Origin of the sequence: Methylocaldum marinum (assembly GCF_003584645.1) — a bacterium.
GTDB lineage: Bacteria > Pseudomonadota > Gammaproteobacteria > Methylococcales > Methylococcaceae > Methylocaldum > Methylocaldum marinum.
Genome location: NZ_AP017928.1, coordinates 3,651,003 through 3,675,617, shown reverse-complemented (window position 1 = coordinate 3,675,617; position 24,615 = coordinate 3,651,003). Strand labels below are relative to the sequence as shown.

Here is a 24,615-nt window from a genome sequence, read left to right as displayed (position 1 = left end):
ATCGTTTAAAGCCTAAATCCGTATCCCATCGCGTGACGGGCCAGCAAGCGCTTCGCCGGCGGGAAGCAATCCAGGGCGACCAGGGCAGCGTTGCGCGCCAGGGCGAGCGGCGGAAAATCGGTGCAGAAAGCGCGAATCAGGCTGTCGGTAAAATGGATCGTGTTTGCGAGATCTCTCTGCCTGGCCCGGACATATCGAGCAAGAAACGCGTTTTCGCCTATGTCTTCGTTGAATGCCAGCCTGGTGGACAACTGCTCCGCCAGGAATGCCGCGTCGCGAAGTCCGAGGTTGAAGCCTTGCCCGGCAACCGGATGAATCTGGTGCATTGCGTTGCCGATCAAGAGGACGCGGTCGTCCGCCATTTTCTCGGCCCGGATCAGCTTGAGCGGGAAGCCCTGTCGTTTCGAGGCTAGTTGAATTTTCCCCAGCCAATAGCCGAATGCCGTCTGCAGATTCGCGGTAAAGTTCGAGTCTGATTCGCTCAAGAGTTCGTCCGCGTCCTGATTTTCCATAGTCCAGACGACGGAGCATTTCCTGCGCTCCAGGGGCAGCAGAGCCAATGGGCCCGCGCTGGTGAAGCGCTCGTAGGCCGTGAAGTTCACGTCGGCCTCAGTGGCGACCTCGGTTACGATCGCGGTTTGCTGGTAATCCCGGACCTTCTGCTCTATCTCCAAAAGCTTTCTTACCGTGGAGTTGCCTCCGTCGGCGGCGACTACCAGGGACGCCGTCAGATTAAGGCATTCGTCGCCTTTCTTGACAGTGACGCATACGGCTTCCGGGCCGGCTTTGAGACCGATGACCCGGGCCGGGCATACGAGTTCCGCGTCGAGTCCTTGCAGTTCCTGGGCAATGCGATCTTCCAGTGTTCGGGCTACGATGACTTGACCCAATGCATCGATCCCTTTTTCACCGGCGTGCAGGCGGGTTTTTCCGAAACGTCCGCGGTCGGACACATGGATGTGGCGGATGGGCATGGCTTTGCCCGCCACGTCTTGCCATATTCCGAGCCGGTCGAGAATTTGAACCGTGCCGCGGGCCAGTGCCAGGGCCCGGTCGCCGGCCGCCAAGGCCAGTCGTTGGGTCTCCGTCAATGCTTCGACGATTCCCACACGGAGCGGCGTATCCCTCAAGGCGAGGGCGAGACTGCCCCCGACGAGTCCGCCGCCCACGATCAGCAGATCGAAATCGCGGCTCATTCGGGATTCGCCATGAATACTTCGATTTCCTCGACCGTTTTGGGCAGGCCGGTCGTGAGGATTTCATGGCCGTCCTTGGTGACCAGAACGTCGTCTTCGATCCGGATGCCGATGCCGCGCCACTTGGGATCCACATCGAGGCAATCCGGCGCGACATAGAGACCGGGTTCCACCGTCAGGACCATGCCGGGTTCCAGCGTGCGCCACTCGTCGTTGCTACGGTAGTCTCCGGCATCGTGTACATCCATGCCCAGCCAGTGACCGGTCCTGTGCATGTAGAATTTCTTGTAGGCTTCTTCCTTGATCAGCTTGGAAACCCGTCCCTCCAATAGACCCAGCTTGACCAGACCTCTGGTCAGGGTGTGAACGGCAGTGTCGTGCGGCTCATTCCAGCGCTTGCCGGGACGCACCTGATCGATGGCGTCGAGTTGAGCTTCCAGGACCAATTCGTAAAGCAGGCGCTGGCTTTCGCTGAACGTACCGCTGATCGGAAAAGTGCGAGTAATGTCGGCGGCATAATTTTCGTGCTCCGCCCCGGCGTCGATCAGCAACAGGTCGCCTTCCCTCAAAACGTCCTTGTTTTCGGTGTAATGAAGCACGCAAGCATTCTGTCCTCCCGCAACGATAGAAGGATAGGCTGGTGCTCGCATGCCGTGCCGGGTGAATTCGTAAAGCAATTCGGCTTCGATTTCATATTCGTGCACGCCCGGCTTACACGCCCGCATCGCACGTTTATGTGCCCGCACGGAAACCTCGGCGGCTTGCCTCATCAACTGGATTTCGTGAGGGGTCTTGATCAGTCGCTGTTCGTGCAGCAGATGCTCGAGAGACACGAACGCGAACGGCGCTCGCACCCCGGTGCGCACTCTCGCCCGCACGTCGTTCACCGCGGCGAACACCTTTTGGTCGAGTTTAGGGTTGTGCCCGACCGGGAAAAAAACCCGTTCGCGATTTTCCAGGAGGCTGGGCAGTACCCTGTCCAGTTCGTCGATGGGGAATGCTTCGTCCGCTCCGAAGACGTTGCGAGCGCCTTCGAGTCCAGCGTGCTTTCCGGTCCAGATCGCCTTTTCGGGGTCGAATTCGCGGCAGAAGAGAATATATTCCCCTTGTTTTCTGCCGGGCGCGAAAACTGCCACCGCTTCGGGTTCGTCAAACCCGGTCAGATAATGAAAATCGCTATCCTGGCGATACGGAAATTCCACGTCCCGGTTGCGCACGCTCGCGGCCGCGCTGGCTATCAACGCCACGCTTTTCTTTTTGATGCGGCGAGTTAACTGTTTGCGGCGTAGTTTAAATTCGCTCGGCTGAGACATGAGGTTTGAAATGTTAATGAAGCCGTGAGGACGGTTGTTGGTGTAGTTCGCTACGTATCAGTTGTACGCCGACACGGACATATTCTGTGATTTCCGCGTAAGCCACTTCGTCCGACTCTCCGCCGGAATCAGGAGTGAGGCGTGAGATTTCCAGAATGTCATGCAGGACCTCCGTGCTATCGCCCGGCCAGTCGGCACCATCCGACCGATAACCAAGGCCGTACAAAAAGCCCTGGCACCATTCTCCCAAGGCATTGGCGCGTTCGCTCAAGGGACGGACATCTTCCGGCAGGAGCAACTCGAACGAAAAGTCGAAATCGTCCAGCTGATGTCGAGTCGTCTCGCACAGCGCAAAAAGCAAGGCATGGTCGGTGGAGTCAAGATGAATTCGGGCTTCGCCGAAAACCGCCTCCAGCCACTGGTCGCAATCGGTCTGGCCGTTCAAGCACAATAGTCCCGACAGAACGCCATGCGCTTCCGCTGCGCTGGCTACGGAGTCGCTGTTCAGCATAATATCCTGAACTTTCTGATAGGCTAGATCTTGGTACATTCGCGCCTTGTCGACCCTGTCTTAATTCTTTATGCTAACATCCCCGGCAACCGGATCAAAAGCCAGCACTGAAGTTTAACTCCTATTCTCAAGGCTCCAAAATCATGATAGCCGATATGTTTGATTTGGATGCCGAGTTAGCACGTTTGGAAAATAGAATCGACATACTGGTTGCCACGTGCGAACGGCTGCGAGGCGAGAATCGGGTGCTGAAGTCCACAATTGAGGAATGGATGCAAGAGCGGGTGCAACTGTCCGATAAAACCGAGATGGCGAAAAGCCGCGTCGAAGCGATGATTTCCCGCCTGAAATCCATGGGACACGAATGATGAGCGAAATGAATCCGCCGATAAAAGTTCAGATTCTTGGCAAGGAATACCCTATTTCCTGCCCGGAAGACCAACAGCACGATCTTCTCCTTGCGGCGCGTTATTTAGACGAGAAAATGCGTCAGATACGCGGAACCGGCCGAGTTATCGGCACCGAACGCATCGCCGTGATGGCGGCCCTGAATATCGCGCATGAGCTGTTACAGGCCCAACAGCAGAACAAATTGCTTTCCCAGGATTTGCGGGATCGTTTCTCGTCGTTGCACGAGCGGCTGGATGAGGCTTTGGATTCGGACTGACCTGTTTCGGTGCTGATACGTATTGCATCCATTCGTCGACCTAGTAAAATTTGACTTACGTATTCCCTGCGGCGTTCGAAAGCAGCTGGGTTACTTCTTGAGCCTAATCTAAAACCCCGGGAGCCATCGAGCGAGCGATGTGCGCAAGTCCGCTCCGAGCGGAAAGCCTAATTCGCCGTTCATACGCTCCCACCTGGACCTTCCGGTTCAAGGGCGAAAGCGGTTTACGGCGCAGGCGGGGAATACTTCTTATCTTTCGTTTCCTAAAAAATCCCTCCCGTGGACCTGCGAACATCCGTTCGCCAGCTTCGGTACATGATCTGAAAGAATCTTCCGGCTGAAATTCGGCGCCAGAGCCGAGCTCTTCGGCAACAGATGCCGTTAGCACGGGCTCGGGAGAAAAGTCTCCTTGTCGCGCAACATTTCCTTTTATTTGATGAATCTGCCCGCGATCGCAGCTTAGAGAAAAATATGACGGGGACGGCGGTGCCGTGCAACACGGTAGCAATCAAGAGTTGGTCCAAAGGTCGTTGAGGACGATCGTGACGGCCTCGAAGGGTGCGGCGGAAACGTCTTCCTGATCCTGATACAAGCCGGTTACGGTCCACTGCCCATCCGTTAAAGCGTAGGTTTCGAGAATCCGCAATTTTTTCCTCGAATAAGCATGGGGCATGGATTCTCGCCGCATTGCAGGATGTTTCAAGACGGCCACTTCAGCTAACATGCTGTAGTTAATGGCGTTCTTGAGAAAGCATTTTTAGGGGGGAAGATAGATGCGTTACTGGTTGATGAAATCCGAACCTTCGGAGTTCAGCATCGAAGACCTGGAGAAGCGGCCTGACCAGACCGAGCCTTGGGACGGTGTGCGTAATTATCAGGCGCGAAACATGATGCGCGACGAAATGAAAATGGGCGATCAGATCTTTTTTTACCATTCCAATTGCGATGTGCCCGGTATCGTCGGCATCGCCAAAGTTTCGCGTGAAGCCTATCCCGATTTCACCGCCTTCGACATCGACAACAAGCATTACGATCCCGGTAGCAAACCGGACGACCCCCGCTGGTTCATGGTCGATGTACAGTTTGTCCGCAAGCTCAAGCGGACGATTGCCTTGAGCGAACTGAAGGACCGGCCGGAGCTCGAAGGTTTGGCCCTCATCCGGCGCGGCAATAGGCTGTCCGTTATGCCGGTTTCCGAAGAGCAGTGGAGGTTTATTTTGTCGCTCGAATAACCGCGCCTGGGGAGGTCAATGCGTGAAAATCGATGCCGCAGCGCGCATGCCGTAAGGTCGGCTAGATAGGGCAGGGGAGTATTCGTTTCGGCCGGACATCCGCCAACCTCCGCAGGTTACCCTACTCGTCGCGGAGGGTATGGCGTCTCGTCCTTCTACAGCCCGTCGGCAGGGCTCGGGGGAGTTCATGAGCTCGCATTGCCGCCCGCGAACAGCCGATACGCGGGATTGTCCGTCTCCTCCCGGTAGGCGAAGCCGATGGTGTCGAGAAATTCCCTGAAGGCGCGCTTTTCCGCCTTGGGTACCTGAATTCCCATCAGCACCCGCCCGAATGCAGCCCCGTGGTTGCGGTAATGGAACAGGCTGATGTTCCAGCGCCCGCCCATAAAGGACAGAAATTTCAAAAGCGCGCCGGGGCGCTCGGGGAACTCGAAGCTGTACACGGTTTCGTCCAGCAGGCGCGGCGCATGGCCTCCCACCATGTAGCGGATATGCTCCACCGCTAATTCATTACCGGTCATGTTGGTGACCGCGAAGCCGTGTTCGCGCAGCTGGGCGATGATTTCCTCGCTGTCCCGGCTGCCGTCGGCAATCGCGATGCCGGCGAAGATATGCGCGGCATGGTCGTCGAAATAGCGATAGTTGAATTCGGTAATGCTGCGGCGACCCAGAACGCGGCAGAAATCGAGAAAGCTGCCCGGCTTTTCCGGGATCGTCACCGCCAGGAGCATTTCCCGGTGTTCGCCGACTTGGGCACGCTCCGCCACGTGGCGTAAACGGTCGAAATTGATGTTGGCCCCGCTTTCGATGGCGATCAGGCACTGATCCCGCACGCCGGTCGATGCCACGTACTTCTTCAGGCCCGCCACCCCTAGGGCGCCCGCGGGTTCCGCGACCGAGCGGGTATCGTCGAAGATGTCCTTGATTGCGGCACAGATTTCATCGGTGTCGACGGTGACAACGTCATCCACGTATTGATGTGCGATATGGAACGGTTCCTTGCCGATTTGCCGGACCGCAACGCCATCCGCGAACAGTCCGACCTGTTTCAGAATGACCCGGCGCTTCGCCTTTAGCGCCCGATTCAGGCAATCCGCATCGTCCGGCTCGACACCGATGATCTTGATGTCCGGGCGTACGAACTTCACGTAAGCCGCGACGCCTGCGATCAGTCCCCCACCGCCCACCGGAATGAAGATGGCATGTATATCGCCGGTGTGCTGCCTGAGGATCTCCATGCCGATGGTGCCTTGGCCGGCTATGACTTCGGGATCGTCGTAAGGGTGGACGAAAGTCAGCTTTTGCTCTTCGGCGAGGCTCAAAGCATGCTCGTAAGCCTCGTCGTAGGAATCGCCGAACAATACGGTTTCCGCCCCGAAATTCTGAACTGCCCGCACTTTGATGGCCGGCGTGGTGCAGGGCATCACGATGACGGCCCGGATCCCCAGCTGCTGCGCAGAGAGTGCGAGGCCCTGGGCATGGTTGCCGGCCGAGGCCGCGATCACGCCGGCCCGTTTTGCCGCATCGTCGAGTGAAACGATCTTGTTGTAAGCGCCTCGAAGCTTGAAGGAAAAGACCGGCTGAAGGTCTTCGCGCTTGATATAGACCCGGTTGTCGAAGCGGCGCGTAAGTCCGGGAGCGCGGTCTAGGGGGGTTTCCGAGGCAACGTCGTAAACCCGGGCGCGCAAAATGCGCTCGATATACTTATGAATCATTTTTCATCTAAAAGAGGCGAGTGGCGAAAAAGGCCGCTATCGCTGCGGAACATGACAGCGTCGGCCGGAACGCGCTATTATCCCGCAATTTTCGAGTAACCACATGATGGAGCCACGGAAATGACGCAAGACGAGCTTAAGAAGAAAGTGGCGGAATCCGCCCTGGACTATATAAAGGGCGTGTCGGTGCTAGGCATCGGCACAGGATCGACGGTCAATCACTTCATCGATTTGTTGGCCGATTTCAAACAGGATATCGAAGGTGCCGTATCGAGTTCCGAGACGAGCACCGCCAAGCTCAAGAAAATCGGCATACCGGTTCTGGATTTAAATGCAGTGGGCTCGTTGGAGGTTTACGTCGATGGAGCCGATGAGGTCAATGCTTACAAGCAGATGCTCAAGGGCGGCGGCGGAGCCCTGACCCGCGAAAAAATCATTGCGGCGGCCAGCCGCAAATTCGTCTGTATCGTGGACGAGAGCAAATATGTGGATGTCCTGGGCAAGTTTCCGCTGCCCGTGGAAGTCATCCCCATGGCCCGGAGCTACGTGGCCCGACAGCTCGTGCAGTTGGGCGGGCAGCCAAAGTGGCGCGAGAACTATATCACCGATAACGGCAACCAGATTCTCGACGTGCACAATCTGAACATCCTGAATCCGGTGGAGATGGAGCGGGAGATCAACAACATTCCCGGTGTCGTAACCGTCGGCCTTTTTGCCCTGCGCGGCGCGGACATCGTTCTTCTCGGCAACGAGAGCGGCGTTAGAAAGCTGGACTAGCGTTTCTGTTCGGCGGGTTACGCCCTTCGCCTTCGCTACTGCTACGCTCAGGGCTAACCCGCCCTATGATATCTTCAAAACAATTTTCCCGGTGGTATGCCCGGTTTCGATCAGGGCGTGCGCGGCGGCGGCTTTTTCCAGCGGCAATACCTGGCTGACATGAATGTTCAACACGCCTTGGTCGATCCATTCGCCGCATTGCTGCAGGATTTCCACGTGGTGATCGCGGGCTTCGTGCAGGTTGCGCAGCATTGGGGCCAGCATCAGCTCGAAGCCTATCCGGAGATTGCGCATCCGCGCTTCTTGCAAAGAGATGTTGCCCGGGTCCAGTAGCGTGACCAGATCGCCGAAATGGGCGGTGCAGTCGATGCTATGTCTGAACACATCGGGTCCGACCGTGTCGATCACCAGATCCGCGCCCTGGCCGTCGGTCAGCTCGTTTACGCGCTGTGCGAAGTCTTCCTGTCGGTAATCGATCGCCGTATCCGCGCCCCAATTTCTGGCGAGCTCGGCTTTTTCCGCCGAACCGATAGTGGCGAGCACGCGCGCATCGCGAAGTTTTGCCAGTTGAACCGCCACATGGCCGACACCGCCCGCGGCGGCGTGAATCAGAACGGTTTGGCCGGCTTGCAGCCGTCCGCGGTCGTAAAGGGCGCCCCAAGCGGTAATCAAGACCAAAGGGGCCGCGGCGGCGTGTTCGAAATCGAGCGATTGCGGTATGGGAGCGGCCCAGCGCTCGTCGAGTACGGTGTATTCGGCGTAATTGCCCTGGTCGCCGCCTAGGCCGCCATGGCAAAACCATACCGAGTCGCCGATGTTGAATCGGCTCACGGCTCCGCCGATTTCGACCACTTCTCCGGCACCGTCGCAGCCGAGCACCGCCGGTAGCGGATTCGGGTAGAAAAGACCATTCCGCCGTATTTTGGTGTCGACGGGATTGACACCGGCCGCCCTGAGCCGGACTTTGATCTGGCTGGGCTCGGTGATGGTCGGTTCTTCGATTTCCCGCAGTTCGAGTAAATCCGGTAGTCCCGGTTGCGTCATCAAGATCGCTTTCATGGCTTTCCTACCCTGGGATGATTGAGTTCGTGTTTCTCGGTACTGGCGGCGACGGAGGCACGACCGGGAAGGTTCGGCCGGCGCATGCCCAAAAAGCGTTCCAGCCAGTAGGGGCGTTCAAGGCTGGAGACGATCACTTTCCCTTTTGCGCTGCTGGAATGCACGAATGTATCATTACCGATATAGATCCCGACATGAGAAAATGGTTGTCCGGTCGTATTGAAAAAGACCAAGTCGCCGGGGCGTCGGTTCCGGCTGTCGACACGCGGGGTTGCGGCGGCTATTTGATGAGCGGTACGCGGCAGGCGGACGCCGTATTTTTCATAGACGTGCTTGACGAAGCCGCTGCAATCGAACCCCTCTCGCGGAGACCCCGCACCGTAGCGATAGCGTGCTCCCTGCAGACTGAGAGCGTATCCGACGACCGCACTTGAATCGGGAGAATGGACCGTCCGCTTGACTTCCCGTGTCCCGGCGCATCCGGCGAGCAAGGCTGAAACAGTCGCCAGGAGGAGAAGCTGCGAAGTGAGGCGTTTGCTGACTGTGTGATAGATGGCCGACTCCATGTATTGGCTCCGGGGATTGATTCGAACCGTCGATGCTGTCGTAAATTTAATCGCGGTTGCGGTTTGCGGCAAGCTCGGGTTCGGAGGCCGACCACTGCTTTCGGTAGTCATCGTAGCCGAAACGCTTCATTGCCTGAATTTCGCCGTGTTGATCGGAGGCAAAGATTAGAGGTAAATCGTAACCGTTGAAGCGGGTCGCCTTGATCAGGCTGTAGGCGCCGACATTCGGAAATACCAGGCGGTCGCCGATGTTGAGGGGCTCCCGAAATCGATAGTCCCCGAAGACATCGCCGGCCAGGCAGGTGGAGCCGACCAGCAGGTATTCGAATGCTCCGTCCGGCCGGTGTTCCGCAAGCGGCGGAACTTTCTGGTATTCGAACACCTCGGGCAGATGGTTTACGCCTGTATCCAGAACGGCGACGGTTTTGCCGTCCCGCCCGAATAGATCGATGACGCTCGCGACGAGGCAGCCGGCGCTTCCGACGATGGCTTTGCCCGGTTCGAAGTAAACGTCCGTGCCGCGCCGCATTTTCAATCCCGCGACCAGTTCCGATAAATCGTCCAGATCCTGACTATTTTCGAAGAGATAGCCGCCGCCCAGATTGATCCATTCGAGTCCGTCCATAAACCCGCCGAGTGCGGTTTCGATCCGATCGAGGGTTGCCTTCAGCGGGGCGAAGGAGCGGGATTCGAACGAGGTATGGAAATGGAGGCCGGCGATGCGTTTGTCCAGTAGCGGAGCCCGGTCCAAAGCGCGGGCGAGATCGTCGACGGGGATGCCCAGTTTCGAATGCAATCGGCACGGATCGTAACGGCCATCGCCCAGGAACGAAAGCTGCGGATTGACCCGCAGCCCGATACTCGTCCGTCCGGCTACGCGCGGTCCGAGCCGTTCGAATTGTTCCAGGGAATTGAAGCTGACGAAGTCGCAATGTGCGGCGATCTCCTCGATTTCGTTCACTCTGAGACCCGGCGTGGTAATGTGCAACGAAGCTTTCCGGGAGAATCGCCGGGCGGCCGCTTCGACGATTTCGGAGGCCAACCGGGCTTCGAACAGCGAACTGACCGAAAAACCGTCGGCTCGGGACAGAATCAGGCGTAACGCTTCGACGAACGGAAAGGCCTTGACCGAGTACAGGATTCTTAGGCCGGAGACTTTGCGGACTTCGGCCAGTCGATCGAGGGCATGAATGATCCGGGTTTCGTCGTAAACGAAAGCCGGGGTCTCCGCCAGGCGTTCTTTAAGGCGCTCGGTATCCAAGGGTGCCGTGAAAACGAGAGTGCCCTGACTTACCAACGATCAAGAAAGTAAAGGCACAAGAACCCCCTCTCCCTCTGGGACAAATCGGCAGGGCGAGGCGCAACGCGACGAGCGGGCAGGCCACCGGACTTGCGAGCGAAGCGGGACAGCGTCGCGTGGCGAGGCCGATTTACTCGCCTCATCCCTGAGGCTCGCCCTTTCGGGCCGTGCTTCGCACGTTCCCGTTCGCTCCCGGCGAACGGGTGCACGCGTAAGCGCCGCTTGCGGCTCCGCACAGGGAATGTGCGGAGTGATTGGGTTGGGGTGAGGGCGATTCGAATAGGACTTTCCTTACGCACAGCAATTTACTTATCGTCAAGCACGGCAGATGCCTGAAGATCGGCATGATACGACGAGCGCACCATCGGAGCGCTGGCGACCGCGGAGAAGCCGAGACTTCGGCCGGCTTCGGCAAGGTCTTCGAATTCCTCGGGCGTCGCGTAGCGGACTACCGGTAAATGGTCGCGGCTCGGCTGCAGATATTGGCCTATGGTCAACATGTCGCAGCCGTGTTGGCGCAAGTCCGCCATCACTTCTTTCACTTCGTCCAGCGTTTCGCCCAAGCCCAGCATCAGTCCCGATTTGGTGGGGATTTCGGGATGCAGTTGCTTGAAGCGGGCCAGGAGATCGAGGGACACGCGGTAATCCGCGCCGGGTCGCGCTTGCCGGTACAGGCGCGGCACGGTTTCGAGATTGTGGTTGAAGACATCGGGAGGCGTCTCGGCGAGTTGTTCCAGCGCCGCGTCGATGCGGCCGCGAAAGTCGGGGACCAGAATTTCGATCTTGATGTTCCGGTTTCGACGGCGGACCGCCCGGATGCAGGCGGCGAAATGGCCGGCACCACCGTCGCGCAGGTCGTCGCGATCGACCGATGTGATGACGACATAGCGAAGTTTCAGCTGCTGAACGACTTCGGCGAGGTGTTCGGGCTCGTTCGGGTCCGGTTTTGAAGGGCGGCCGTGAGCCACGTCGCAGAAAGGACAGCGGCGGGTGCAGATATCGCCCAGCACCATGAATGTCGCCGTGCCGTGGCCGAAGCATTCGGACAGATTCGGGCACGCGGCTTCTTCGCATACGGTATGGAGATTCTGTTCGCGCAAGACTTGCTTGATCCGGTTCACGCTTTCGCCGTGCGCTGCCTTGACGCGTATCCAGGCAGGCTTGCGCAAAGGCGATTCCGCCGGAACGACCTTGACCGGGATGCGCTTCAGCTTGTCGGCCTTGCGCTGGTGTGTGTCCGGGCTCAGCCTGGAAGGGGCCTGGTAGGAGTTTTTGTCAGTCACGGGAAGGGATCACTCGTTCATAGTTCAAGGTTTGCATGATTTCCACGGTCAGGGGTGCGGCCACCTCGTGGGGATGAACCGCCACGTCCAGTGCGGTCAGGCTGGTGACTTCCAGTCCTGCATGGCCACATGGATTGATCGCCGAAAACGGCGACAAGTCCGCGCTTACGTTGAGGCTCAGACCATGATAGCTGCAGCCTTTGCGCACTCGCAGCCCGAGCGAGGCGATCTTGCGTCCGTCCACGTAGACGCCCGGAGCGCCCTGTCGCGTCCGGGCCCTGAGGCCGTATTGCCCGAGCAAGCCGATCACCGCATTTTCCAGGGCGCCGACCAGGCGCTTCACGCCCAGATTTTTCCGGCGGAGATCGACCAGTACATACGCGACCAGCTGGCCCGGGCCGTGGTAGGTGATCTGTCCACCGCGGTCTGTTTTGACCACCGGAATGTCGGTGGTTCGGATCATGTGCCGGATATCGCCGTTCAACCCCAAGGTATAGACCGGATGATGTTCCAGCAGCCAGAGTTCATCCGGCGTATCCTCGTCCCGCTGTTCGGTGAACTGCTGCATGGCACGCCAGGTGGCCTGGTAATCGGTCAGCCCCAGATTGTAAAGACGCAAGGCTTCAGCGCTGTCGTTCATGGCCGGGTGTCAGAGAAGAATCAGTGTGGCGAGGCCGAGAAAGATGAAAAACCCCATGCCGTCGGTCATGGCGGTCAGCAGCACGCTGGTGCCGATGGCGGGATCGAGTCCCAATCGGTCGCGCACCAGCGGCACGGTGATGCCCATCATCGCCGCAACCAGCAGATTGAGCAAGGTCGCACCCATCATGACCAGCCCGAGTTCGACGTCCTGATACAGCAAATAGGCGATCAGTCCCAGCACCGACCCCCAGACGGTACCGTTGAGAAAACCGATGGCCAGTTCTTTGAAAAATAGCCGCTTTATATTCGACGGATTGATAACCCCGAGGGCAATGGAGCGTACGATCATCATGCTGGTCTGATTGCCGGTATTGCCGCCGATTCCGGCGACGATGGGCATCAGCGAGGCCAGCGCGACCACCTTGACGATGGTGTCCTCGAAGAGACCGATAACCCGGGTGCTGAGAAACGCCGTAACCAGATTGATGGCCAGCCAGAACCACCGGTTTTGCGCGCTTTTCCAAACGCCCGAGAATATGTCCTCTTCTTCCAGTAGACCCGCCTGCGACAACATCTCTTCGTCGGACTTGCGGCGAATGTAATCGACGATGGCGTCTACGCCGATGCGACCCTGGAGCTTGCTTTCGCGATCCACCACCGGCGCCGATAGAAGATCGTAGCGCTCGAATGCCCGCGCGGCTTCTTCGGCATCGTCGTCGAGATGGAAGGAGACCACCTCCTTGCTCATGATTTCCGAGACCGGTTTTTCAGGCGGATTGGTGAGCAGGCGCTTTAGAGGCAGGGCGCCTTTCAATACGTTGTGCTCATCGACCACGAACAGTTTGTCGGTATGTTCCGGCAGGTCGCCGCGACGTCTGAGATAACGCAATACCACGCCCAGGCTGATATCTTCCCGGATCGTGACCATGCCGAAATCCATCAGGGCGGCCACGGTGTCTTCTTCATATGACAGTACCGACTGCAGGCGCTTTCGATTCTGATCATTCAGTTTCTCGAGAAGTTCCTGCAGGACTTCTTCCGGCAGGTCGGGCGCAAGATCGGCAATTTCGTCGGTATCGAGCAATCCGGTGGCGGACAAAAGCTCTTCCGTATCCATATCGGAAATGAGCGTTTCGCGCACGGCGTCGGAGACGTCGAGCAGGATCTGTCCGTCCAGTTCGGACTTGACCAGGTTCCAGACCTGGAGGCGCTGCTCCAGGGGCAGCGCTTCCAGGATATATGCGATGTCCGCCGCATGGAGTTGGTCGAGCTTTTGTTTCAGTGCCGCCTGATGGCGTTTGTGCAGCAGGGTTTCGACCAACTCTTGGCGCGGCATCGCACGCTGTTGAAGAACGGTCTCTTCGAGCTTCTGCTTGTTCAGGAGCGTGATGACCTCTTCCAGATGATGCTTGAGTGTTTCCTCGGGAGGGGGGGGGTTCGGATCGGCCATGAAACGCTCGGTCGGTGCTGCTCAGCGGGTTCGGACAGAGGAGGCGGGGTGGGCAAAGTCGACCGTATCGGTTATCTCATCAAGCAGGCTCCTTGCGGTTGTCGGTACGGGCAAGTCGTCATTCGGAGCGGGTTCTCACAGCGCCATCAGTATTTCGCTGCAACCGGTGAGGTCCCGGTAAATGGCGTCCAGCTGCGCCTTGCTTTCGGCCCGGATCGTCACGGTGACCGCCATGAACTTTCCTCCATGGCTGGGGCGGGAGGTCACCGCCCCTTCGGCCAGGTTCGGAGTATGGCGCCGTACGATGTCGACGACCAGCCCGTGGAAGTCCGGCCGGCTGTGGCCGAATGCCTTTATCGGAAAGTCGCAGGGAAACTGGAGCAAGCTCGCGGGTGCTTCGGTATTCATGCCGAACGTAGCCTCTCTTTATAAGCTTGGTAAATGGCCTGCATGCGCGACCAGAGCGGACCGGGTTCAGCGGTGCCGACCCGAACTCCGTCGAGTTCGATGACGGGGAGAATCTCTCGGGTCGAACTGGTCAACCAAATTTCCGCGGCGCTTTTCAGGTCATCCACACGGATACGCTGCTCGACGGCAGGTACCCCGTTTTCCAGCGCCAGTTCCAAGACCAGATCACGGGTGATTCCCGGCAACAGATCGCTGCTCTTGGGCGGGGTCGTCAACACGCCGTCTATGACTGCGAAAACATTGCTTGCCGCGCCTTCGGTGACCCAACCGTCACGTACCAGAATGGCTTCCGCCGCACCGCGGTCTACGGCTTCCTGCCGCAGCAGGACGTTGGCGAGCAGCGTGATGGCCTTGATGTGGCACCACTGCCAGCGAATGTCGTCCAAAGTGACGGCACGAACTCCGCTGACGGGAATGGGCGCGATAGGCGAGCACATGACGAATACGGTTGGATTGACCTCTGCCGGAATGGCGTGGTCCCGCTTCGGTGCGAACCCGCGGGTGACCTGCAGATAGAGATATTGATCATGGACTCCGGCGATAAGGCGGCCGAAGATGTCGGCCCATCGAGCGTCCGGCAGCGGGTTTGTCATCCGGATGCCGCGCAGGCTGTTGTCCAGACGGCGCAAATGTTCGTCCAGCCGAAACGGGCGTCCGCCATAGACGGGTATCACCTCGTATACGCCGTCACCGAACAGAAAACCGCGATCCAAGACGGATACCTTGGCTTCGCCCAGTGGTAGAAAGTCCCCGTTCAAGTAGACGAGGCAGTCATTTCGCGCCATTTAAGCCGTTTCCTCGGATGGTTTATTTGAAGAACAATTGGGCTTGGTCGAAGGTCCGACGGAAAAATCCGCCCTGATCGACGGTTTTCAACGCTACCAAATCCTGTTGACCGACGGTCTGGTCATTGAACGTCACTTTCACCATACCCAGCCTGTCGCCTTGTTTTATCGGGGCGATAACCATGCTGTCGACTTCAATGCCCGCTTTGAGATTCTGGTATTGACCGCGCGGAAAAGTGACATGGAAGTCGTGTCTGAGGCCCAGGGCCAACTCGGTTTCTTCACCCTTCCATACTCTGGTTTCGGATAGTTTTTCGCCGGCTTTGTAAAGCGCGCGGGTTTCGAAGAAGCGATAGCCGTAATTGAGCAAGGCCTGGTTGGCATTGGCGCGATCGCGGTCGCTCTTGCCGCCTAGGACTACGGAGATCAACCTCATGCCGTCCCGCATCGCGGATGCCACCAAACAGAATCCCGCTCCCGAGGTATGACCGGTTTTTACGCCGTCAACGGTCGGGTCGCGCCACAACAAGCGGTTCCGGTTGTGCTGCTTGATGCCGTTGAACTCGTATTCCTTGATGGCATGCCATTTGTAGTACTCGGGAAATTCTTCGATCATGGCGCGCGTGAGCGTGACCAAATCGCGCGCAGTCGAGTAATGTTCAGGGTCCGGCAAACCCATGCTGTTCTTGAAATGGGTGTTTTTCATTCCGAGCCGTTCGGCCTGCTGGTTCATCATCTGGGCGAATACGGCCTCGTCGCCGGCGATGTGTTCGGCCAAGGCCACGCTGGCATCGTTTCCGGACTGAATGATCATGCCCTTGAGCAAGGCTTCGACCGGGATCTGCGCACCCACCTGGGCGAACATACGGGATCCCTCGGTGCGCCAGGCTTTTTCACTCACCCTGACCATGTCATCCAATTTCAGATGCCCCTCAGTCAATTCCCGGAATACGATGTAGGCGGTCATGATCTTGGTCAGGCTGGCAGGCTCGAGGCGTTCATCGGCATTGCCCTCGGCAAGCACGCGTCCGCTGTTGAAATCCTCCAGGATATAGGCTTTGGCTCCGATTTCGGGAGGAGCCGGTATCAAAACCTGATCGGCGAGGCTGAGGCGGCTGAGTCCGGCCAAGGCGAAAAGAAAAAGCAAGCTGGGTAAATTGATTTTCACGGCTTTCTGCTTTCGGTCAGGTTGAAATTCGGCGCCGTATTGTAGCACGGGTACGTGGCGTCCCCGGACTCGCCGGGATAGTTTAGACGCAGGCTCAGGACGAACTGCCGGCGCTACGGCGCAAAACCAGTGCACGGCTCAGTTCGTAGGCGGCCATGGCATACAGCGGACTATGGTTGTAGCGGGTGATGACATAAAAATTCTGAAGCCCCAGCCAATAGGCAGGGCCCCTTTCTTCATCGAGGCGCACCAATGCGGCTTTGACGCTCTTGGGCAAGGAGACGCCGGCATTCACGCCGAGCGAAAGCCATTCCTGCAGGCTCCGGCCGGGTTTCAAGCTACCGTTTGCCAGCCGTTCGTGCGCACTGCCGTTTACTGTAACCGGAAAGGCTATCGGCTTGTCGGACTGCCAGCCATGAATCGCGAAATAACGGGCGACGCTGGCGATCGCGTCAGCCGGGTTGTTCCAGATGTCGCGTCGCCGGTCGCCGTCACCGTCCGCGGCATACTGACGGAAGCTGCTCGGCATGAACTGCGGCATACCCATCGCACCGGCGTAGGATCCCATCGGGTCGCCGGGCTTCATGCCTTCTTCCCTGCACAACACCAGGAACTCTTCCAGTTCGCGCCGAAAAAATTTCGCCCGCTTGGGATAGGCGAAGGCCAGGGTGGATAATGCGTCGATCACCCGGTACTTGCCGGGCGACTGGCCGTAGTTGGTTTCGATGCCGATGATGGCGATGATCATCTCGGCGGGAACGCCGTATTGTTTGGCCACGGTTTTGAGGGTGCCGGCGTTTCGATTCCAGAAATCGACCCCGTTCTGGATTCGTGCCTCGGTGAGAAAGAGCTTTCGGTAGACGTGCCAGGGCTTGGCTTCGTATGGCTTGGCCATCGCTTCGAGAATCTTTTCCTGGATCGTGGCCTCCTGGAAAATCCGTTCGAGTTCCGGTGTGCTGAAGTGATGCTTGCGACTCATGTCGCGGATGAAAGATCGGACATCCGGTCGTTGGGTAAGGTTTTCCGCGGCCTTTCCCGGTAAGGAAGAGCAGCAGAGAGAAGCGATAAGCAGGGCGAGATTTAAGACTCTCATGATCATCCGTTCGGCAGCAGTTTACGATGAGTCTGAACGGACATAAGCATACCGAACCCTGTCAGCAGGGTCACCATCGATGTGCCGCCGTAACTGATCAAGGGTAGAGGCACCCCGACCACGGGAAGAATGCCGATGACCATGCCGACATTGACGAAGACGTAGACGAAAAAGGTCACCGTCAGCGCCCCGGCGAGGAGCCGACTGTATTTATCCTGTGCCTGGACCACGATATAAAAGCAGCGGCCGAGGACGAAAAGGTAAAGTCCCAATAGGCTCATACAGCCGACCAATCCGAACTCCTCGGCAAATACCGCGAAAATGAAATCGGTGGAGCGCTCCGGAAGAAATTCCAGGTGCGCCTGTGTACCGTGCAGCCATCCTTTTCCGTAAATGCCTCCGGAACCGATGGCGATCTTGGATTGGATTATGTGGTAGCCGCGTCCCAAAGGGTCCGCTTCCGGGTTCAGGAATGTCAGCACCCGGTCCCGCTGATAGCCGTGCATGAAGTGCCAGCCCACGGGTAGCAGGCTCCCGCCCAAAACTGCCAGGACCAGAATATAGCGCCACGGGATTCCGGCCAGGAACACTACGGCGGAACCCCCGCTGGCAACCAAAACGGCGGTGCCGAGGTCCGGTTGCTTGGCAATCAGCGCCGTGGGAATCAGCATCAAGACTCCTGCAAGAGCCAATTGCTTCAGGCGCAGTGGCGGTGTACTGGCCGACAAGAACCAGGCAATCATCATGGGAGTGGAAAGCTTGGTCAGCTCCGAGGGTTGGAAACGGATGATTCCGAGGTCCAGCCAGCGCTGGGCTCCCATGCTTATCTTTCCGGCTATCAGGACGGCCGTCAGAAGCAGTACCCCGAGCAGATAGAGTGCCGGACTGTAATACTTGAGCCGACGCGGGTGAACTTGCGCTATGGCTATCATGATGACCATGGCCAGCGCAAGGCGCGCCGCCTGACGCAGGAGCACGTTCACATCCTGGCCGCCGGAACTGTAAAGGATGATGAAGGCGAGAGTGCACAAGCCTCCGAGGCCTGCCATCAGGGGCAAGTCGATATGGAACTTTTGCAGCAGCGACGCGCGCTGAGGCGGCATGATCCGGAGTTGAGCGAGAACAGGATCTATATTCATGGGTTTTCGAGCAGGTATTGATCCATTATGGCGCGAGCAATCGGGGCAGCGACCGATCCGCCGTGCCCACCGTTCTCGGCCAGTACGGTAATGGCGATGCGCGGGGCTTCCGCGGGCGCAAAAGCTATGAACCAGGCATGGTCACGCAGGGATTTGCTGATCTTTAACTTTTTGTATTCCTGATCTTGCCGCACCGTGAATACCTGGGCGGTTCCGGTTTTGCCGGCAACGCTGTATGCAAGTCCCGGAGCTATCGCCTTGGCCGTACCCCGTTGGCTATGAACGACATCGACCATGGCGTCGATGACTGTACGCCAGAATTCCGGCTTGAGGTCGGCGACAAATTCCTCGCCGGATTTCGGATAAGGGGGCTGGATTTCGTACGACGCCTTAATGGTGTCCACCACCCTCGGCTCGACATTTCGTCCTCGGGCGGCGAGTATCGCCGTGGCTCTGGCCAGCTGGATAGGGGTAACCTGGACATAGCCTTGTCCGATGCCCGCGATGACGGTTTCGCCGGGATACCACACTTGTTTGCGCTTTTTTCTCTTCCATTCCCGTGACGGAAACAGACCGGATTTTTCGCCGGCCAGATCGATACCGGTCTTTTCTCCAAATCCGAAGATTTGCATGAAATCGTGTAGATCGTCGATCCCGATATGGTGGGCGAGATCGTAGAAAAAGACGTCGCAGGACTGGGTGATGGCCGATTTGAGATCCACAGAACCGTGGCCCTGTTTACGCCAATCCCGGTATTTGTGGTCGGCGTTGGGCAGGCGGTAATAGCCGGGGCAAAGAACCCGCCTTCCCGGACTCAGGTTCAAGATTTTCAAACCGGCTAGACCCATGAACGGTTTCACTGTCGAGCCTGGAGGATATACGCCCCGCAGCGTGCGGTCGTACAACGGCCGGTCCGGAGAGTTCTGAAGAATGTCGTAATCTTGCTTGCGGATGCCGTGGATAAACGGATTAGGATCGAAGCCCGGTTTGCTGACCAATACCAAGACCTTGCCGGTAGAGGGATCAATCGCGGCAACGCTCCCGTTGAATTCTCCCAGGGCGTCGAAAGCCGTTTTTTGCAATCGGATATCCAGGGAAAGGTAAAGGTCGGCTCCGGCCACGGGGTCAATGGTATTCAGCACCTGAATGGCACGCCCCTGAACATTGGTTTCATATTCCTCGTAGCCGGTCTTGCCGTGCAGGACGGATTCATAGGCCTTTTCGATGCCGCTCTTGCCGATGTGGTAGGTTCCGCGATATTGGGCAGGGTCCAGCGAGCGGAGTTCGGCTTCGTTGATGCGTGCCACATAGCCTACAACGTGCGACGTCAAGTGCCCGTAAGGATAGCTGCGCATGAATCGGGTTCGAATCTCGACGCCGGGAAAATAAGGCATTTTGACGGCGAAGCGGGCGACTTCTTCTTCCGTCAGCTGCAGCCGTAGGGGTACGCTTTCGAAGCTTTTTCGTTGGCTTTTCTGGGTCTTGAACCGGCTGATATCGTCATCGCTCAGATTGAGCAGATCTTTCAGTTCGGCTAAGGTGGTGTTCAGGTCCGGAACCTGCTCTGGAATGACTTCCAAGCTATAGGTGACCGTGTTGTCCGCCAGTACTTCGCCGTTCCTGTCGAAGATCAAACCGCGGGACGGCGCTAGAGGGGAAATCTTGACCTGATTGTCCCGCGATAAGGTCGTGTAGTGCTCGTGTCCCATGACCTGCAGATAGATCAGGCGGATTACCAGACCTGCGGTCGCCACCAGTATGAACAATACACTGGCTACGATGCGGTTCAGAAACAGGCGGTTCTCGTAAAACTTGTCTTTAAGGTCGAAGGGGCGGCTCATGGCGATCAGTTACCGCATGCCCGAAAACTCAGAAGATGCCGAAATGGCGCCTGATCCGCCGGAGCGTGACCAATACCGCCGGCCATGCGAATGCGCCGGTAAATGATGGCAGCCAATACACCCAGTTCAAGACATGCATGTTTTTTATATTTTGGCTCCAGAGGACCAAAAATTGGCTGATCAGCAGGAATAGAAGTATCCAGAGAGATTGTTGAGGGAGCGGATAAAGGCGGAGGCGACGATACAATCGGAGGCTGGCATAGGCAATAATGGAATAAGCCAGTGCGTGCTGGCCCAACATGCGGCCGGTTAAAGTGTCGACGAAGAGTCCCGTGAGCCAGGCCGTGCCGACCCCGACCCGGTCGGGTATTGCGATGATCCAGTAAATCAGGAACAAAAGGGTCCAGTCCGGGTTGAAGACGAATAGCTCATGAGGCAAGGGCAGAATGCGTAGAGCCATGGCGAATACCAGGCTCAACGGTACTACCAGCAGTCCGGCGGAGGACAATTTAGCGGTCGCCATTGGCAGGCAAAGTGTTCGGATGCTGTTCTTGTTCGGGAGCAATGCGCGGGATGGAACGAGAGTCGCTCCATACCAACAGCAATTCTCGGTTTCGGTCGAGTTGAGCCACCGGTGCGGCCGACACTTTTGCGAACGCCGTTTTCTGCGGCGCTACATCCGTTACGGTGGCGACCGGGTAGCCGTAAGGAAAAACGCCGCCTAGCCCTGAAGTGACCAGGAGATCGCCGACCTGAATATCGGCGTTGCTGGAAAGATAAGGCAGCGCAAGGCGGTCGGTCCGGCCGGTACCCAGAGCCAGCGTACGGAGACCGTTCCGGTTTACCTGTACCGGGATGGCGTGATTCGGATCGGTAATCAACATGACTTCAGCGCTGTAAGGTCCGACTCGCAATACCTGGCCCACGACGCCATTTGCATCGAACACGGGCTGGCCGGCATGGACGCCCAAGCGGGATCCCTTGTTGACTACGACCACATGCTCGTAAGGAACCAGGTTGACCGACAGCAGTTCGGCGATCGATACCTGTTCGCCCACCTTGAAAGAGGTGTCCAAAAGTCCGCGCAACCGGATGTTTTCTTGTTCGAGGGCGGCGAATTTCAGCAGCTTTGTTTTGAGGAGAAGCTGTTCCTCTCTTAACTTCTGGTTTTCCGTCACCAGATTGGTGTACGAGGAAACGGATTCTATGACTTGCTGTCCCAGACGTACGGGGGTGCTAACGATTTGCTGTAACGGGTAAGTCGCGGACGCAAAAGGTGTTCGCGCAGCCTGGACGAGTCCGTGCTGTTCCGTGGCGAGCAAGACAAATGCGGCCGCCAGGCACAACAGCAGGCGGACGTTGAGTGAATAGCCTCGCGAGAACAGCCGTTTGATATCCCAATCCTCTTAAAACGACGCGCGTCGGCGGATTGCCGACTTCATTCCAGCGAGAATGCGGCCGCGCCAATTTCGTCCAGCAGTTCCAATACTCGCCCGCCTCCGCGAGCGACGCAGGTCATAGGGTCTTCGGCGATGAAAACGGGAAGTCCGGTTTCTTCGGCGATCAGGCGGTCCATGTCTTTGAGCAACGCGCCCCCGCCGGTCAAAACGATGCCGCGATCCGCGACATCGGCCCCCAATTCGGGCGGTGTTTGTTCCAGTGCGACCTTGACCGCACCTATAATTCCCTGCAAAGGCTCCTGCAGTGCTTCGAGGATCTCGTTGCTGTTCAGGACGAAGCTGCGCGGCACGCCTTCCGCCAAATTGCGCCCCTTGACTTCGATTTCCTTGATTTCGCTGCCCGGGTAGGCGGTGCCGATTTCGTACTTGATGCGTTCGGCGGTGGACTCTCCGATCAGAGTCCCGTAGTTGCGGCGCACGTAATTCATGATGGCTTCGTCCATACGGTCGCCGCCGATACGCACGGAAGCCGAGTAAACGATGCCGTTAAGCGAGATTACGGCCACTTCGGACGTTCCGCCGCCGATATCCAGCACCATCGATCCGCGCGCCTCGTGCACCGGCAATCCGGCACCAATGGCCGCCGCCATGGGCTCTTCGATGAGATAGACTTCGCGCGCCCCGGCGCCTGCCGCGGATTCCTTGATGGCTCGACGTTCTACCTGAGTGGAACCGCACGGCACGCAGATCAAAACCCTGGGGCTCGGTCGAAAAAGCTTGTTCTTGTGTACCTTGTGGATGAAGTACTGGAGCATCTTTTCCGTGACGGTAAAGTCGGCGATCACCCCGTCTTTGAGAGGCCTGATGGCGGTGATGTTGCCGGGGGTTCGCCCCAGCATGGATTTCGCGGCCGATCCGACAGCCGCGATGGATTTCTGGCCGCGGGTGCGGTCTTCGCGGATCGCCACCACCGATGGCTCGTTGACCACAATGCCCTGGCCACGGATGTAGATCAAGGTGTTTGCGGTGCCGAGGTCAATGGACAAGTCGTTCGAGAAGAATCCTCGGAGGTGTCTGAAGAACATAGGCATAGAGTCCTTGTAAATGCCGTAAGTTTACAACGGGAGTGCCGGGGCGACAAAGGCGATATATGGGGTATTATATGACCGAAAGAAACATCGGATGCAATCATGTCCCTAAACATTGATCAAGTCTACAAGATCGCCTGGCTTGCACGGCTTTCCATCGATTCGGAAAAAGCGGCCGCTTACGCTCGAGATCTTACAGGCATTCTGGATTTTGTCGAACAGATGAATGCCGTTGACACCTCGGCGGTCACGCCGATGGCCCACCCTCTGGATCAGGCCCAGCGCTTGAGGCCGGACGCGGTCAGCGAGAGCGACCAGCGGGAGTTGTTCCAGGCCCGTGCGCCCCTGGTGGAAGCAGGGCTATATCTGGTGCCCAAGGTTATCGAGTGATCGATGGAAGCGGCCGAGGCCGGTGGGCTGTCGGCCGTTTCGAGCATATTCTGGATTTCGGATCTATCTCATGCATGACAAAACCATTGCCGAATTAGCTGACGGACTCAAGAAGAAAGAATTCAGCAGCATCGAGTTGACGCAGTCTTTTCTCTCACGTATCCGGCATTACGATCCACAACTCAATTCCTTTGTCACCGTTACCGAAGAGCCGGCGCTGCAGCAGGCCAAAGCGGCCGACGAGGCGATTGCGCGCGGTTCGGCCGGCGCCTTGACCGGCGTTCCTATCGCTCAGAAAGACATTTTCTGTACCAAGGGCGTGAAGACGAGCTGCGGCTCGAAGATGCTGGACAATTTTATCGCCCCGTACGATGCCACGGTGGTCGAGCGATTCAAGCAGGCGGGAAGCGTCATGCTGGGCAAGCTCAATATGGATGAGTTTGCCATGGGGTCATCCAACGAGACGAGCTATTTCGGACCGGTCAGGAATCCCTGGGATACCGACACCGTTCCCGGCGGTTCGTCGGGTGGCTCGGCGGCCTCGGTCGCGGCGCGGCTGACGCCGGGTGCCACCGGAACCGATACCGGCGGATCGATCCGCCAGCCGGCGTCCTTTTGCGGCATCACCGGTTTGAAGCCAACCTATGGTCTGGTTTCCCGCTGGGGGATGATCGCTTTCGCATCCAGCCTCGATCAGGGCGGTCCCATGGCGCGAACGGCGGAAGATTGCGCGCTGATGTTGCAGGTCATGGCCGGATTCGACGAAAAGGATTCCACCAGCGTGGATCGGCCGGTACCGAACTATTCCGCCTCGCTCGACGAAAATTTGGAAGGTCTCAGGATAGGCTTGCCCAAAGAGTTTTTCGACGAGGGTTTGGACTCGGATATCGCGCGCCTGATCGACGAAGCTATCGGCGAATATCGAAAGCTGGGTGCGACCGTTAAACCGGTTTCGTTGCCCAATATGAAGCTGTCGGTGCCTGCTTATTACATCGTGGCGCCGGCCGAGTGTTCATCCAATCTGGCCCGGTACGACGGGGTCCGCTTCGGATATCGTTGCAAGGATCCGAAGGACTTGCATGATCTCTACATGCGCTCTCGCGGCGAAGGTTTCGGGGAGGAGGTCAAACGGCGCATTCTCGTCGGCACTTATGCGCTATCCGCCGGTTACTACGATGCCTATTACCTCAAGGCACAAAAGATACGGCGCTTGATCAGCGACGATTTCAAGCGGGCGTTCGAGGAAGTCGACGTCATCATGGGGCCGACTTCTCCGTCGGTTGCGTTCCGCTTGGGAGAAAAAACCGCCGACCCCATCGCCATGTACCTATCGGACATTTATACGATTGCGGTAAATCTGGCCGGTCTCCCCGGTATGTCGATCCCCATCGGTTTTTCCAAAAATTTGCCGGTCGGCATGCAGATTATCGGGAACTATTTTTCCGAGGCGCGTTTGCTCAACGTCGCGCACCGGTATCAACGCGCGACCGATTGGCACCGGCGGGCTCCGAAAGATTTCGTATAAGAGGTTT

Annotated in this window: 26 protein-coding genes and 1 other RNA gene; 7 read left to right on the top strand and 20 right to left on the bottom strand. The window is 57.8% G+C overall.

Annotation, left to right across the window (positions count from 1 at the left end):
• Window positions 1-5: 5 nt before the first annotated feature.
• From ubiH to sS8_RS16200, 3 genes are read right to left on the bottom strand one after another with little or no spacing between them, the layout of a single operon-like run.
• Entirely contained in the window at window positions 6-1,196 is a 1,191-nt protein-coding gene (ubiH, locus tag sS8_RS16210) for a 2-octaprenyl-6-methoxyphenyl hydroxylase (RefSeq protein WP_119630512.1), read from the bottom strand.
• Window positions 1,193-2,509 (bottom strand): Xaa-Pro aminopeptidase, encoded by a 1,317-nt coding sequence (gene pepP / locus sS8_RS16205; protein WP_119630511.1) that lies wholly within the window; start codon window positions 2,507-2,509, stop codon window positions 1,193-1,195. The genes ubiH and pepP overlap by 4 nt, the downstream gene beginning before the upstream one ends.
• A gap of 13 nt (window positions 2,510-2,522) precedes the next feature.
• The gene (locus sS8_RS16200; RefSeq protein WP_119630510.1) at window positions 2,523-3,059 is read right to left on the bottom strand and encodes a UPF0149 family protein; all 537 of its coding nucleotides are present in this window, start codon (window positions 3,057-3,059) and stop codon (window positions 2,523-2,525) included.
• Between the two features lie 104 nt (window positions 3,060-3,163).
• On the opposite strand from sS8_RS16200, the gene sS8_RS16195 reads away from it, so the two are divergent.
• From sS8_RS16195 to ssrS, 3 genes are all read left to right on the top strand, one after another.
• Window positions 3,164-3,388, top strand: a complete 225-nt coding sequence (locus sS8_RS16195; RefSeq protein WP_331852261.1) for a TIGR02449 family protein — start codon at window positions 3,164-3,166, stop codon at window positions 3,386-3,388.
• Window positions 3,385-3,687: a cell division protein ZapA gene (locus tag sS8_RS16190; protein ID WP_232020337.1), complete on the top strand. Its 303-nt coding sequence runs from the start codon at window positions 3,385-3,387 to the stop codon at window positions 3,685-3,687. The genes sS8_RS16195 and sS8_RS16190 overlap by 4 nt, the downstream gene beginning before the upstream one ends.
• Window positions 3,688-3,747: 60 nt before the next feature.
• Window positions 3,748-3,933: non-coding RNA, 6S RNA (ssrS, locus tag sS8_RS16185), on the top strand.
• 262 nt (window positions 3,934-4,195) lie between these two features.
• Here ssrS and sS8_RS27695 read toward each other — a convergent pair.
• A complete protein-coding gene (locus tag sS8_RS27695) occupies window positions 4,196-4,390 on the bottom strand; it encodes a hypothetical protein (protein ID WP_145986561.1) in 195 nt (64 codons plus the stop codon).
• Window positions 4,391-4,460: 70 nt separating this feature from the next.
• Here sS8_RS27695 and sS8_RS16180 point away from each other — a divergent pair, with 70 nt between their 5' ends.
• A complete protein-coding gene (locus sS8_RS16180) occupies window positions 4,461-4,919 on the top strand; it encodes an EVE domain-containing protein (protein WP_119630509.1) in 459 nt (152 codons plus the stop codon).
• Window positions 4,920-5,104: 185 nt separating this feature from the next.
• Here the strand turns inward: sS8_RS16180 and ilvA are convergent, their stop codons facing one another.
• The gene (ilvA, locus tag sS8_RS16175; RefSeq protein WP_119630508.1) at window positions 5,105-6,634 is read right to left on the bottom strand and encodes a threonine ammonia-lyase, biosynthetic; all 1,530 of its coding nucleotides are present in this window, start codon (window positions 6,632-6,634) and stop codon (window positions 5,105-5,107) included.
• Between the two features lie 120 nt (window positions 6,635-6,754).
• Between ilvA and rpiA the strand changes: the two genes are divergently transcribed.
• Window positions 6,755-7,411 (top strand): ribose-5-phosphate isomerase RpiA, encoded by a 657-nt coding sequence (gene rpiA / locus sS8_RS16170; RefSeq protein ID WP_119630507.1) that lies wholly within the window; start codon window positions 6,755-6,757, stop codon window positions 7,409-7,411.
• Window positions 7,412-7,474: 63 nt separating this feature from the next.
• On the opposite strand, the gene sS8_RS16165 is transcribed toward rpiA, so the two are convergent.
• The 15 genes from sS8_RS16165 to sS8_RS16095 all read right to left on the bottom strand — a co-directional run bounded on the left by sS8_RS16165 (window position 7,475) and on the right by sS8_RS16095 (window position 22,690).
• The gene (locus sS8_RS16165; RefSeq protein WP_119630506.1) at window positions 7,475-8,470 is read right to left on the bottom strand and encodes a zinc-dependent alcohol dehydrogenase family protein; all 996 of its coding nucleotides are present in this window, start codon (window positions 8,468-8,470) and stop codon (window positions 7,475-7,477) included.
• Window positions 8,467-9,036 (bottom strand): C40 family peptidase, encoded by a 570-nt coding sequence (locus sS8_RS16160; protein WP_119630505.1) that lies wholly within the window; start codon window positions 9,034-9,036, stop codon window positions 8,467-8,469. Before sS8_RS16160 ends, sS8_RS16165 begins: the two co-directional genes overlap by 4 nt.
• 46 nt (window positions 9,037-9,082) lie before the next feature.
• Window positions 9,083-10,297, bottom strand: a complete 1,215-nt coding sequence (locus tag sS8_RS16155) for a type III PLP-dependent enzyme domain-containing protein (RefSeq protein ID WP_119630504.1) — start codon at window positions 10,295-10,297, stop codon at window positions 9,083-9,085.
• A gap of 344 nt (window positions 10,298-10,641) precedes the next feature.
• On the bottom strand, window positions 10,642-11,619 hold the full coding sequence (gene lipA / locus sS8_RS16150; protein WP_119630503.1) for a lipoyl synthase: 978 nt from the start codon (window positions 11,617-11,619) through the stop codon (window positions 10,642-10,644).
• Window positions 11,612-12,259: a lipoyl(octanoyl) transferase LipB gene (lipB, locus tag sS8_RS16145; RefSeq protein WP_119630502.1), complete on the bottom strand. Its 648-nt coding sequence runs from the start codon at window positions 12,257-12,259 to the stop codon at window positions 11,612-11,614. The genes lipA and lipB overlap by 8 nt, the downstream gene beginning before the upstream one ends.
• A 9-nt stretch (window positions 12,260-12,268) precedes the next feature.
• Window positions 12,269-13,711: a magnesium transporter gene (gene mgtE, locus sS8_RS16140; RefSeq protein ID WP_119630501.1), complete on the bottom strand. Its 1,443-nt coding sequence runs from the start codon at window positions 13,709-13,711 to the stop codon at window positions 12,269-12,271.
• A 135-nt stretch (window positions 13,712-13,846) separates the two neighbouring features.
• Window positions 13,847-14,119 carry a YbeD family protein gene (locus sS8_RS16135; protein WP_119630500.1) on the bottom strand — a complete coding sequence of 91 codons (273 nt, stop codon included), beginning with the start codon at window positions 14,117-14,119 and terminating at the stop codon, window positions 13,847-13,849.
• The gene (locus tag sS8_RS16130) at window positions 14,116-14,964 is read right to left on the bottom strand and encodes a D-amino acid aminotransferase (protein ID WP_119630499.1); all 849 of its coding nucleotides are present in this window, start codon (window positions 14,962-14,964) and stop codon (window positions 14,116-14,118) included. Before sS8_RS16130 ends, sS8_RS16135 begins: the two co-directional genes overlap by 4 nt.
• 22 nt (window positions 14,965-14,986) lie before the next feature.
• Window positions 14,987-16,132, bottom strand: coding sequence for a D-alanyl-D-alanine carboxypeptidase family protein (locus sS8_RS16125; RefSeq protein ID WP_119632844.1), 1,146 nt, complete (start codon window positions 16,130-16,132; stop codon window positions 14,987-14,989).
• Window positions 16,133-16,226: 94 nt separating this feature from the next.
• Window positions 16,227-17,225 (bottom strand): lytic murein transglycosylase B, encoded by a 999-nt coding sequence (gene mltB / locus sS8_RS16120; RefSeq protein WP_119632843.1) that lies wholly within the window; start codon window positions 17,223-17,225, stop codon window positions 16,227-16,229.
• 2 nt (window positions 17,226-17,227) lie between these two features.
• Window positions 17,228-18,364 (bottom strand): rod shape-determining protein RodA, encoded by a 1,137-nt coding sequence (gene rodA, locus sS8_RS16115; protein ID WP_145986560.1) that lies wholly within the window; start codon window positions 18,362-18,364, stop codon window positions 17,228-17,230.
• Window positions 18,361-20,205 (bottom strand): penicillin-binding protein 2, encoded by a 1,845-nt coding sequence (gene mrdA / locus sS8_RS16110; protein ID WP_119630498.1) that lies wholly within the window; start codon window positions 20,203-20,205, stop codon window positions 18,361-18,363. The genes rodA and mrdA overlap by 4 nt, the downstream gene beginning before the upstream one ends.
• Window positions 20,206-20,233: 28 nt before the next feature.
• Complete coding sequence (gene mreD / locus sS8_RS16105) at window positions 20,234-20,728, bottom strand: rod shape-determining protein MreD (protein ID WP_119630497.1); 495 nt, start codon at window positions 20,726-20,728, stop codon at window positions 20,234-20,236.
• Window positions 20,715-21,590: a rod shape-determining protein MreC gene (gene mreC / locus sS8_RS16100; protein ID WP_331852291.1), complete on the bottom strand. Its 876-nt coding sequence runs from the start codon at window positions 21,588-21,590 to the stop codon at window positions 20,715-20,717. Before mreC ends, mreD begins: the two co-directional genes overlap by 14 nt.
• 53 nt (window positions 21,591-21,643) lie before the next feature.
• Complete coding sequence (locus tag sS8_RS16095; protein WP_119630495.1) at window positions 21,644-22,690, bottom strand: rod shape-determining protein; 1,047 nt, start codon at window positions 22,688-22,690, stop codon at window positions 21,644-21,646.
• A gap of 105 nt (window positions 22,691-22,795) precedes the next feature.
• On the opposite strand from sS8_RS16095, the gene gatC reads away from it, so the two are divergent.
• On the top strand, window positions 22,796-23,083 hold the full coding sequence (gene gatC / locus sS8_RS16090) for an Asp-tRNA(Asn)/Glu-tRNA(Gln) amidotransferase subunit GatC (RefSeq protein ID WP_119630494.1): 288 nt from the start codon (window positions 22,796-22,798) through the stop codon (window positions 23,081-23,083).
• Window positions 23,084-23,153: 70 nt separating this feature from the next.
• A complete protein-coding gene (gene gatA, locus sS8_RS16085) occupies window positions 23,154-24,608 on the top strand; it encodes an Asp-tRNA(Asn)/Glu-tRNA(Gln) amidotransferase subunit GatA (RefSeq protein ID WP_119630493.1) in 1,455 nt (484 codons plus the stop codon).
• The last annotated feature ends 7 nt before the right edge of the window (window positions 24,609-24,615 follow it).